Consider the following 10,591-nt stretch of genomic DNA (forward strand, 5'->3'; position numbering starts at 1 on the left):
CCCAGCACCGCCAGCCGCGCCCGCATCCATTTGTCGGCAATGGCGGGCGCCGCGCTCTGCACCCAGCAGCCGCTCATGCAGCAAACAATCGCCGCATCCTCCCCCAGCGCCTGCCGGGTTTGCGCAATCTGCCAGACATGCCCGGAATGAACCGGATTATACTCTACAATAATACCAGCGGTTTCCACAGATTTCACCTCGAACCGGTTACAAATAAGTGACAATTCGGTTAAATTGGCAGTTGTATCCTGAGATTTTTTTGTTATACTAAAGAGGTAGTGTGCCATTTTATGAAAAAGGGCAAACCTATTTTACATGATTTTAGGGCTGTCTGCAAGGGCTGCCCGCGGAAAGAGGAGTTACCATGAATGTTCTCGTGATTAACGCAGGAAGTTCTTCCCTGAAATACCAGCTAATGGACCCGGATACCGGCGTGGTTCTGGCCAAGGGCCTTTGCGAGCGTATCGGACTCGACGGAAAGTTCACCTATAAGCCCCAGATTGAGGGCAAGGAAACCTTAAAGGCCGTCGACGTGGCCATGCCCACCCATTCCGAGGCCATTGCGGCCGTGCTGGGCGCGCTGGTGGACGAGAAAAACGGCGTCATCAGCTCCATGCAGGAGATTCAGGCGGTGGGCCATCGCGTGGTTCACGGCGGCGAGGCTTTTAACAAGTCCGTGGTGATCACCGAAGAGGTCATGAAGGCCGTGGAGGACTGCATCCCCTTGGCCCCTCTCCACAATCCCGCCAACATCACCGGTATCCGCGCCTGCGAAAAGGCCATGCCCGGCGTGCCCATGGCCGCCGTGTTCGATACCGCTTTCCATCAGACCATGCCCGCCAAGGCGTTCACCTATGCCCTCCCCTATGACTATTACAAAACGGACAAGGTTCGGCGGTACGGGTTCCACGGAACCTCCCACATGTATGTGTCCGCCCGCGCCGCGGAAATGCTGGACAAGCCCGCCGCCGAGCTGAAAATCATCACCTGCCACCTTGGCAACGGCTCCTCCGTCACCGCCGTGGACGGCGGGAAGAGCGTGGACACCTCCATGGGCTTCACCCCCGTGGCGGGCCTGCCCATGGGCACCCGGGTCGGCGACATTGACGCAGGCATCCTTCAGTACCTGATGAACAAGTATAAGCTGAGCATCGACGAAATGCTGGACATCCTCAACAAGAAGTCCGGCGTGATGGGCGTGTCCGGCGTATCCTCCGACTTCCGCGATTTGGAGGAGGCCGCGGAAAAGGGCAATCAGCAGGCGGCCCTTGCCATCGACATGTTCAACTACGGCGTGAAGAAGCTCATCGGCGCATATGCCGCCGCCATGGGCGGGGTGGACGCCATCGTGTTCACTGCCGGTGTGGGCGAAAACTCCCCCGAGCAGAGGCTGGAAATTGGCTCCAATCTGGAGTTCATGGGTGTGAAGATGGATGCCGAGGCCAACAAGTGCCGTGGTAAGGAGCAGGTGATCTCTGCCGCCGACTCCCGTGTAAAGGTGCTGCTGATCCCCACGGACGAGGAACTGATGATCGCCCGGGATACCGCCGCACTGTGCAAATAAACTTCGCTGCCTTCCTCGTATAATCATTTGCCGTCCGCCGGGCCTGCTTGCAGGCTTTGGCGGGCGGCTTTTCGCGTTTTAGGACGAATGCGGCCGGAATCTGCCAAATATATTGCTTCTGCCGGTGGCATATGATAAAATAATGTAAAATTTTACAGTTTTTGACGCAGCCGCGCGTTTTTGACGCAACCGGATTGAAAGGCAGTGAGGGTATGAAGAACCGATTCCTTCGCGGGGCGCTGGTTGCCCTTTGTGCGCTTTTTCTGAGTGCGGGATGGTCCCTTCCCTGTCTCGCCACGGAAGACGCCGGGAGCAACCTCCCCGCGCTGAAGGTGGCTTTTTATCCTCTGGACGGTTTTTTTGAATACGACGCCTGCGGGAATGAGACGGGCTACGGCGTGGAGCTCTTGGACAAGCTGTCCCAGTATGCCGGGGTGAGCTTTACCTACGTGGCGGCAGATAGCTGGGACAGCACCCGCGATATGCTGACGGAGGGAAAGGCCGATCTCCGGATGCCTGTGTCCATGCCCCTGATTCCCTCTTCCACACCCGGGATGAGCTCCCACGCGATTTTAAACACCTATCATGCACTGATGACCTTAAATTCCAAGCAAGGGCTGTACTACTGCGATTACGACGCCTTTGGCGACCTGCGGGTGGCGGTTTCCGACAGTCTTCTAAGCCGCGATGTAATTGCCTCCCGACTTTCGGAATTCGGCATCAGCGAGGATCAGCTTCTGGTCTGTGGCGACTACGGCGAAGCCCGCGCCATGCTGGATTCCGGCATGGCCGACGCGGTGATTTCCAACGTGATGGACCTGAAGGACGACATGAAAATTCTTGCCCGGTTCGACAATACCACCAACCATATTCTCATGCGGCAGGACGATTCTGCGCGCGCTCTTCTGGACAGCGCCATGGACCGATTGGAGATAAATGAGCCGCTTTTCCTGTCGAGTCTTTATAAAAAATGGTTTCCGGAGCGTGTCTGCGTGCCACTGACCCGTGCGGAGGTGGAATACGTGGCGGGGGTCGGCAGTCTCCGCTTTGCCTTCGCCGAGGAGGAGGGCTATCTCTCCCGGCTGGAGGACAGCGTGTATAAGGGCTTTTTCCCCGCACTGGCGGAGCTGCTGTGCAGGAAGCTTGGCGTGGAGTACGTGGCGGTTTCCCGGGATACTCCAACGACGGACGCTCAAGAGGAACCGCTGATTCTCCCGGGCTACTCAAATAATCTTCTTCATGCGGCGGAAAACGGCGTCAGTGTCACGGACACGTTTTTTACCGCCAACTACTGTTGGCTTCAGCAAGAGGACGTTGAAGTAAATCTTTCAGACTGCAAGGTGGCGGTGGTGGACGGTCCCGGTTCTCCATCCCGGCTTCTTTTGCGGGATTTTTCGCCGGAACAGCTCCTCTATTTTGACGACTGGGGCGCCTGTATCCGGGCAGTTTCCTCCGGCAAAGCGGACGTCACCATTTTGAACAACTACATCGCGGAGTATTATCTCAGCGTGTACCGTTACGGGAACGTGGTTTCCGTTTTCACGGATAATTACAGCCAAGGCGTCTGCTTCGGCGTCACTCAGGGAAACGCCGTCCTCAGCTCCGTTCTCAACAAAACGCTGGGCACCGTCTCCGCCGACGAAATCGACCAGTTAATTATCCGCGCCCAGACGGACAGGCCGCAGTACGGCGACCCGCTGGACTTGATTCGCAGCCATCCGACACAAACCCTGTCTGTGCTTGCCGCGCTTGCCGGTCTGCTTGCGGCGCTGGCGGTGCTGGCAGTGTTCACCCGCCGGATCGGCCGACAGAATTTGGCTCTTCAAAGCGCCAACACGGCGAAAACCGATTTCCTCTCCCGCATGAGCCACGACATGCGCACCCCCATGAACGGCATTCTTGGAATGACCGCGCTGACCATGGACCTTCCCGATCTTTCTCAGGAGGCGCAGTCAAATCTCTCCGCCATCCGGGATTCCAGCAACTACCTTTTGAGCCTGATTAACGACACGCTGGATATGAGCCGGATTGAGGGACAGAAAATCGAGCTGCACAGGGAGCCGGTGCTGGCCTCTGAACTGATTGAGCACACGCTCTCGGGGATTTACCCGTCCGCACAGTTAAAGGATATTCAGATTACCACCAAATTTGTGGGTTTCAAAAACGAATACATTTTGGCAGACCGAGTGAGAATGCGGCAGATTTTCACAAATCTTTTATCCAACGCCGTAAAATTTACCCCTGAGCATGGAAAAATGGAATTTCGCATTGAATGTATGAAGCAGCAGCACAGGATTTCCCTCAGCCGGATTACCGTCAGCGACAACGGCGTGGGCATGAGCGAGGAATTCCAGCAGCATGCCTTCGAGCCGTTCTCCCAAGAGCAAAACTCCCAGAGCAACCGTTATGCCGGCAGCGGGCTGGGCCTGCCCATCGTGCAAAATCTGGTACATCTGATGGGCGGAACCGTTTCTATCCGCAGCAAGCTGAGCGAGGGCACATCCATCACAGTGGAGCTGTCCATTGAGGTTTTGGAGCACTATCAGCCCCCGCCTCCCGGAGAAACCAGCACCTTTTTGGAGCTGCGGGGCAAGCGGGTTTTGCTGTGCGAGGACCATCCGCTCAACGCTACTATTGCCACAAAGCTATTAAGCAAGGCGGGCGTACTGGTTGAATGTGCGGAGAACGGGCAGCAGGCCGTGGACCTGTTCATACGGCGGGGCTGGGACTATTACGATGCGATTTTGATGGACATTCGGATGCCCGTAATGGACGGACTGAGCGCCGCGCGGGTCATCCGCAATCTCCGCAGGGGCGACGCAAAAACGGTTCCCATCATCGCCATGACCGCCAATGCTTTTGACTTTGACGTAAAAGCCAGCCTCTCCGCAGGGATGGACGACCATCTGGACAAGCCCGTGGAGCCGGAGAAGCTGTATCGCGCGCTGGCGGAGCAAATCTGCCTGCGCAGCGGCGGCAAAAGCAAGCGCAGATCATAAGGGCCGCCAAAAGCTGGATTTATGGCTTCATACAGGTCGGTCACTCATTCAAATTTCCGGAATCCGGGCGCATGATCAGCCGCCGCCTGTTTTCGGGTGAAGGCCGCAGCCACGTTAAACACAGACCGGGCGGAAGGACATCTCCTTCCGCCCGGCTTCTTTATCCCGCTGCGAACGGCTCTCCGCACCGGGCGTAGTAAAAGAGATATTGCTGCATCACCCCGGCAAAGCCCTTATATCGGTACAGCGGGAACCGGCCCCGGTAGCGCTCCCGCACCACGCGGTTAATCCACACGTCCCGAGGAAACGCGGCAATGCGGTGATATCCGAACAGCGCCACGCAGCTCGCCACCTTCACGCCCACGCCGGGAACGGTCATCAGCGTCTCCGGCAAAGCCTCGTCGTCAAGCTCCATCAGCGCCGCAAGATTCAGCGTTCCATTTTCCGCCATCCGCGCAGCGGCCAAAACATAGCCCGCGCGATAGCCCAGCGCGCAGGCCCGCAGCCCCTCTTCCCCCGCCGCGGCCAACGCCGCCGCACTGGGAAACCCGTACTCCGGGCCAAGGTCTTCTCCATATCGGCGGCACAGCGTCTCCACACAGGCACGAATGGCGGGGATGTTCTTCCGCTGGGAGATAATAAAAGTTATCAGCATCTCCCAAGAGTCCTGCTTCAAAATGCGGATTCCAGTCCCGAAGGCCGCCGCTGCCGTGAGATACGCGTCTTTCTGCGGAACGGCGGCACGGAATGCCGCGTAATCGGTATTGAGGTCGAAATAATCCCGCCAGAAGCCGTCGAACTCCTCCTCGGAACAGTCCAGCACCCATGTGTCAGCCCGCTCCTGAAGCTCCGTCCAACGATTCCCTGCCACGGCACGAAAGCGGCCCTCTTCCAGCCGTTTCAGCCGAAAGCACTGGCCGCTATCCGCAATTTTTCCGATGTCAAATTCTTCTTTTGAAACAACTACCATCTCAGCACTCCGCAGGCCACAAAATATCGTGGGCGACGGGCGTGTAAAACAAGCGCTGAATCTCCGCCATGTCCCGTGTCTGTCCCAGAATCCACATCAGCTTGGCCGTCACTGCCTCGGTGGTCATGTCAAACGCCTCCAGCACCCCGGGAACGCCCTTGAGCCGATGTCCCACATGGTAGATTCCAAGATCACTGCCCTCGTTCTGCACCTGCGTGGTGAGCACCACCAGCTTTCCCCGCGCTGTCCAACGGCAGACGCTGTCACAGAAATCCGAACCCTCGTAATCCGGCAGGCCGCCCACGCCGAAGGACTCGATCATCAGCGCGTCGCAGCGCTCCAGCAGATAGTCAAGCAACGCCTGCTCCGTGCCGGGAATCAGCTTCAAAAGCCCCACCTTTGTATTTAGTTGATCATAAAATATCGGCCCGCCCGCGCAGTCCTCATGGAGGTAGCGCAGCAGCACCCCGTCCCGCAGGACCCCGAGAAACGGATAATTGATGCTGGAAAAGGCCTCGAAGCTTTTAGAGCGGATTTTTTGCGCCCGAGTCCCCAAAATCACCTTCCCGTTAAATACGAGAGATACGCCCGGCAAATCAGACGCCGCCGTGCGGAACGCATCCGTGAGGTTTATTTTCGAGTCCGTCACATCGAAGCCGATGGGCTTTTGCGCTCCGGTGAAAACGATGGGCTTGGGGCTTTTCTGAATGAGATAGCTCAGCGCTGCTGTTGTATAGGCCATGGTATCCGTCCCGTGGGTGAGCACAAAACCGTCGTAAGCCTCATAGTGCGCCCAGATGCAGCGCACCATCTCCAGCCAGTGGGGAGGCGCGATGTTGGTGCTGTCCAGATTCAAAAGCTGTAAGCTTTCCACCTCGCAGATACCGGAAATGGCGGGGATATGGGCCAAAAGCTGCGCGCTGGTAAGCTCTGGGGCCAGCCCTTTTTCCGTCACCTGTGAGGCAATGGTGCCGCCCGTGCCGATCATCAAAATCTTTTTCATTCTATGTCCTTAAAATACGATGTCTTTATAAAATATCTCTGTGATCCAGTGCCGCAAGGCCGAACCGCACGGCGCGGCTGACGCACTCCCGCTCTTCCTCGTCCCCCGCGTCATACTGCTGGCGCAGGCGGCGGAGAAATTCTCCCCGGAGGGAGTCCTCTCCCGCCCTGGCCCAAACGTCTTGACGGACGCGGGTTCCATCCCGCAGTTCCAGCGCGTAAAACCGGCCGGAAAGCACCGTCTCCAGCGCCGTCAGGTCAATTCCCCGCTCATCCGTCTCCCCGGTAAAGAGGATACGGTATAAATCATAGGTGGTCCACTTTGGCAGGGTGGCTTCCACCGCCTCCCGGGGGTCCCGGTCCGTCACGTCCACGGTCAGAATCTCGTAGCGGTGGCGGGCAAAGGGTATAAATTCCAGCGTCACCACCCCCTCATCGGACACGGTGCCGAAATAAAAACCCTTGTCTCCCAGCTCATCAAAGCCCCGTCCCTCCGGACAGCCGGGATAGGCCCACAGGGTCCTTCCGCTTTTTTGGGGGCCGGAGGCAGCGTGAACATGTCCCAGCGCCAGATAGGCAAGGCCGCTGGCGGCAATCTCCGCTTTCGTTACGGGGTTGTAGCGCGGGGCTGACGGCTCCACATCTCCGTGGAGCGCCATCAGGTGAATCCGTCCGTCCTGTGGCGCGGAAAACCCAGTCAAAAGTCCCGCCGACTGCTCCGGCGCGGTAAAGGCCGCGCCGTGGACTGTGCAGTTCAAATCCGGCAGGTCCACGCTCTCTATTTCTCCGGACTTGAATATGTACACGTTGTCCGGCCACTGAACCGTGGCATAGGGGCTGTCGGCGGAGTAAAAGTCGTGGTTTCCGGGGGCGATGAACACGCTGATTCCGGCGCGGCTTAGGCCCCGGGCCAGCTCCTCCGGCGTCTCGCGGAAGCTGCTCGTCCCGTCAAAAAGGTCGCCAGAGAGAAGCATCAAATCCGCGCCCCGGCGAAGAGCTTCCTCCGCCAGCCGCGCGCCTAGCTCCCGGCTCTCCCGCCGCCGCTCCGCCGCCCGCTGGGGCGACAGAGCGTGAAACGCGCTGTCTAGATGAAAATCTGACGCGTGAATAAATCGAAGCATCGCCTTTACTGTTCGTCGGGCCGCCAGGCCTTGCACACGTCCACCCATGTCCCGCCGGAGTATTTCTCCAGCTCATCACAGGTCATCTCCACGGCGCTGTTGCTGCTGCCCGCCGCCGGAAAAATCGTGTCGAATCGGCGCATGGACGCGTCCAGATAAATCTCCACGCCCGCCTTCACCGCAAAGGGGCACACTCCGCCCACGGCATGACCCACCAGCGTAGCGGCCTCGTCGTGGCTGAGCATGGAGGCTTTTCCTCCAAACTGGTCCTTATATCGCCTATTGTCCACCTTGGCGTCTCCCGCGCAGACCACCAGTAGCACCCGGTCCCCCAGCTTGAAGCTAAGGGTTTTGGCAATCCGTGCACCCTCTACACCCACGGCCTGGGCCGCCAGATCCACGGTGGCGGAGGACACGTCGAACTCCCGGATGCGGTCTTCAATGCCCTGCGTTTGAAAATAAGCTCGTACCTTTTCGATTGACATGAATCTGTTCCCCTCTATCTCATCATTATCGGATGTCCACCCGTTCCACCCCGACGCACAGGCCGGTGGCGCTGTCCAGCGTAAAAACGGCTCCCTGAAGCTTTACCGGCCCCTCGGGCGCCCGGAACCGGCCCGGCAGGCCCCCCAAAAACATCTCTACAGACTGCTCCGGCTTCACCCCCAGCACGGATTCCACCGCGCCGGTCATGCCCAAATCCGTGATATAGCCCGTTCCATTGGGATATACCCGCTCGTCGGCGGTAGGCACGTGGGTGTGAGTCCCCCAAAGGGCGGAAACTCGCCCGTCCAGAAAGTAACCCATGGCCAGCTTCTCACTGGTGGCCTGGGCGTGAAAATCCACCAGAGTAAAATCCGTCTTTTCGCCAGTCAAAAGCTGGTCGACAACGGTGAAGGGGTTGTCCGCCCCCCAATTCAGATTGCACCGCCCGATCAGGTTCACCACACGGATGCGCACACCGTTCAAATCATAAATCCCCCAGCCTCGGCCCGGCGCACGGTGGGTGTAGTTGGCGGGGCGGAGCATATAGGAGTGCTCGTCCAAAAAATCCACAATTTGGGGCTTGTCAAAGCTGTGGTTGCCCAGCGTAATGACATCCGCCCCCGCGTCGTAAATGCGCTCCGCCTGTTCCGGAGTCAGTCCCACAGCGGCGGCATTTTCACCGTTCACCACGGTGAAAGCGATGTTCTTCAATTTTTTCAGGGGCCGCAGCGTCTTTTCCAGATGAGCAAGCCCCGGCTCGCTCACCACATCGCCCACGGCTAAAACATGATACAGCATATAGCACCCAATTCCCTCAAGAAGTTTATTCGTTTTATTATATCCAAAAGCTACACGAATTGCAAGGGGCCGCGCCGCCTGTCTTGGCCACAGTGAAGTATCGGCTGTTCATGCAGCCTCGGATTTTGCCAAGATTCGTTGCAATCAGCACTGTGATATGATACCATCATACAAAAAGTTGAAAGAAGGCCTCCTCCGTGAAATTAAAAAGGAGCAGCTATCATGCCGCAGTAAACTTTATATCCCTCATTTTGCTGTTGGGAAGCGCCATATATCTGATGCTGAACTGGAGTAAAATACCCGATCAAGTGCCCGCACACTACAATGCTTCGGGTACCATAGACAGATGGGGAAGTAAATACGAGTTGCTCATCTTCTTGGCCCTTGGCTGGATCATATATCTAGGGATGGCGGCAATATCCCGGTTTCCATCGGCTTGGAACACCGGCGTTCACGTTACTGCGGAAAACAAAGAACGGGTATATAAAATCTTGAGAGCCATGCTTGACACATTGCAACTGCTGATTTCAGCAGTTTTCTCCTTTCTTATCATTGATTCCTCCCTGTCCAATACACTTCCCGGCTGGTTTCTTCCCGCTTTTCTGTGCTTGGTATTTGGCTCCATTATTTTCTTCAGTATAAGATTAGTGAGGGCCAGATAATGTGAAAGATATCTATCCACCGAAGCCAGCGACAAAAGACCCGCCCATGCAATCACACCGACACGGTAAAGTCTTTTCGACACTTAAAATAAAGGAGCCGTGCAATGCACGGCTCCTTTTCCTTATTTCAGCAGCTTAAACTGGCCCAGCAGAGGAACTTCCTTTTCCTCGCCGTTAATGGCGCCGATAAAGCCAATTACCGCGCAGACAAAGCAAAAGATGCCCCAAATCCACCCGATGATCGGGATGATACTCAGCAATCCGGCCAGCCAGATTACAAGTGCCTGATTGAGGTGAAACTTTGCCCCCTCCCGATCTCCGACAATTAACGCAATCAGCAATCCGACCCAAGTCAGATATGCTACAATTCCAGTGGTTTTACGATCCATAAACACGGCCTCCATTCTTAAATATATTGTGAGGTTTATAGCTTTTTAGTATTTTAGCACGATAAGCGCGTAAACGCAAGTGCATGCAACAAGGAGTATTTGCCGCTCTCTCTAAATCATACGCTTCAATAGCTGTCGGCGGAACCAATCATCCGGTCGATTTTCTTCCGAAGTGGTTTGCAAAATCAATTTTTCATTTACACAGGTAACAAGACAAAAGCGAAAGAACACTTGAAACGGAAAGATAAAAAGACAGAGCGGACAGTCATTTGACTGTCCGCTCTGTGTTGGCGCTACCTGTCTTCCCGGGCCGTTGCCAGCCAAGTATTGTGGGCAGAAGCGAGCTTAACTACCGTGTTCGGAATGGGAACGGGTGGACCCTCGCTCTAATCAGCACCAACTTCGTCGGAGCAAACTGCACTCTGTTTGCTTAGGCCTTCGGCCAAAGCTCACATCGCTCTGTTGCTCCTCCTCTTCGCGCCGAACAACGTTCGCCGCGATGGAGATGCGTAGGGGATGGGGACACAGCAAACCTGCCGCAAATCCCTATATGTTATCCGGTTGACCGGAGAACAAGCTACATTATAAATGGCCTGCGGG

At 56.6% G+C, this 10,591-nt stretch carries 10 protein-coding genes and 1 rRNA gene; 3 read left to right on the forward strand and 8 right to left on the reverse strand.

The genetic code is table 11. The features are described from left to right. A partial coding sequence (locus tag RTK01_RS13635) for a nucleotidyltransferase family protein (RefSeq protein WP_312281497.1) occupies positions 1-188 on the reverse strand: 188 nt, incomplete at its 3' end. 176 nt (positions 189-364) lie between these two features. On the opposite strand from RTK01_RS13635, the gene RTK01_RS13640 reads away from it, so the two are divergent. Beyond that, a complete protein-coding gene (locus tag RTK01_RS13640) occupies positions 365-1,564 on the forward strand; it encodes an acetate kinase (protein WP_312281498.1) in 1,200 nt (399 codons plus the stop codon). A 212-nt stretch (positions 1,565-1,776) separates the two neighbouring features. Beyond that, positions 1,777-4,563, forward strand: a complete 2,787-nt coding sequence (locus RTK01_RS13645) for an ATP-binding protein (RefSeq protein ID WP_312281499.1) — start codon at positions 1,777-1,779, stop codon at positions 4,561-4,563. Between the two features lie 160 nt (positions 4,564-4,723). On the opposite strand, the gene RTK01_RS13650 is transcribed toward RTK01_RS13645, so the two are convergent. Genes RTK01_RS13650 through RTK01_RS13670 form a run of 5 tightly spaced genes read right to left on the reverse strand, consistent with a single transcriptional unit; the run spans position 4,724 to position 8,940 of the window. Beyond that, complete coding sequence (locus RTK01_RS13650; RefSeq protein WP_312281500.1) at positions 4,724-5,533, reverse strand: DNA glycosylase; 810 nt, start codon at positions 5,531-5,533, stop codon at positions 4,724-4,726. A 1-nt stretch (position 5,534) separates the two neighbouring features. Beyond that, the gene (locus tag RTK01_RS13655) at positions 5,535-6,536 is read right to left on the reverse strand and encodes an asparaginase (protein ID WP_312281501.1); all 1,002 of its coding nucleotides are present in this window, start codon (positions 6,534-6,536) and stop codon (positions 5,535-5,537) included. Positions 6,537-6,561: 25 nt separating this feature from the next. Then, positions 6,562-7,656, reverse strand: a complete 1,095-nt coding sequence (locus tag RTK01_RS13660) for a DNA repair exonuclease (RefSeq protein WP_312281502.1) — start codon at positions 7,654-7,656, stop codon at positions 6,562-6,564. Positions 7,657-7,661: 5 nt separating this feature from the next. Then, positions 7,662-8,141: a YbaK/EbsC family protein gene (locus tag RTK01_RS13665; RefSeq protein WP_312281503.1), complete on the reverse strand. Its 480-nt coding sequence runs from the start codon at positions 8,139-8,141 to the stop codon at positions 7,662-7,664. 25 nt (positions 8,142-8,166) lie between these two features. Then, positions 8,167-8,940 carry a TIGR00282 family metallophosphoesterase gene (locus RTK01_RS13670; RefSeq protein ID WP_312281504.1) on the reverse strand — a complete coding sequence of 258 codons (774 nt, stop codon included), beginning with the start codon at positions 8,938-8,940 and terminating at the stop codon, positions 8,167-8,169. 197 nt (positions 8,941-9,137) lie between these two features. Here RTK01_RS13670 and RTK01_RS13675 point away from each other — a divergent pair, with 197 nt between their 5' ends. Beyond that, a complete protein-coding gene (locus tag RTK01_RS13675; RefSeq protein ID WP_312281505.1) occupies positions 9,138-9,602 on the forward strand; it encodes a DUF1648 domain-containing protein in 465 nt (154 codons plus the stop codon). 122 nt (positions 9,603-9,724) lie between these two features. Here RTK01_RS13675 and RTK01_RS13680 read toward each other — a convergent pair whose 3' ends face one another. Then, positions 9,725-9,991, reverse strand: coding sequence for a hypothetical protein (locus RTK01_RS13680; RefSeq protein ID WP_294854799.1), 267 nt, complete (start codon positions 9,989-9,991; stop codon positions 9,725-9,727). Positions 9,992-10,276: 285 nt separating this feature from the next. Next, positions 10,277-10,392, reverse strand: a 5S ribosomal RNA gene (gene rrf, locus RTK01_RS13685). Between the last annotated feature and the right edge of the window lie 199 nt (positions 10,393-10,591).

The organism is Oscillibacter sp. (assembly GCF_031978065.1).
In the GTDB taxonomy this organism is placed as follows: Bacteria; Bacillota; Clostridia; order Oscillospirales; family Oscillospiraceae; genus Oscillibacter.

What these genes read in the sequence shown, in the direction of transcription:
- RTK01_RS13680 (WP_294854799.1), bottom strand. Translation starts at nt 9,991, where the DNA reads ATGGATCGTAAAACCACTGGAATTGTAGCATATCTGACTTGGGTCGGA.
- RTK01_RS13650 (WP_312281500.1), bottom strand. Translation starts at nt 5,533, where the DNA reads ATGGTAGTTGTTTCAAAAGAAGAATTTGACATCGGAAAAATTGCGGAT.
- RTK01_RS13645 (WP_312281499.1), top strand. Translation starts at nt 1,777, where the DNA reads ATGAAGAACCGATTCCTTCGCGGGGCGCTGGTTGCCCTTTGTGCGCTT.
- RTK01_RS13640 (WP_312281498.1), top strand. Translation starts at nt 365, where the DNA reads ATGAATGTTCTCGTGATTAACGCAGGAAGTTCTTCCCTGAAATACCAG.
- RTK01_RS13670 (WP_312281504.1), bottom strand. Translation starts at nt 8,940, where the DNA reads ATGCTGTATCATGTTTTAGCCGTGGGCGATGTGGTGAGCGAGCCGGGG.
- RTK01_RS13665 (WP_312281503.1), bottom strand. Translation starts at nt 8,141, where the DNA reads ATGTCAATCGAAAAGGTACGAGCTTATTTTCAAACGCAGGGCATTGAA.
- RTK01_RS13660 (WP_312281502.1), bottom strand. Translation starts at nt 7,656, where the DNA reads ATGCTTCGATTTATTCACGCGTCAGATTTTCATCTAGACAGCGCGTTT.
- RTK01_RS13655 (WP_312281501.1), bottom strand. Translation starts at nt 6,536, where the DNA reads ATGAAAAAGATTTTGATGATCGGCACGGGCGGCACCATTGCCTCACAG.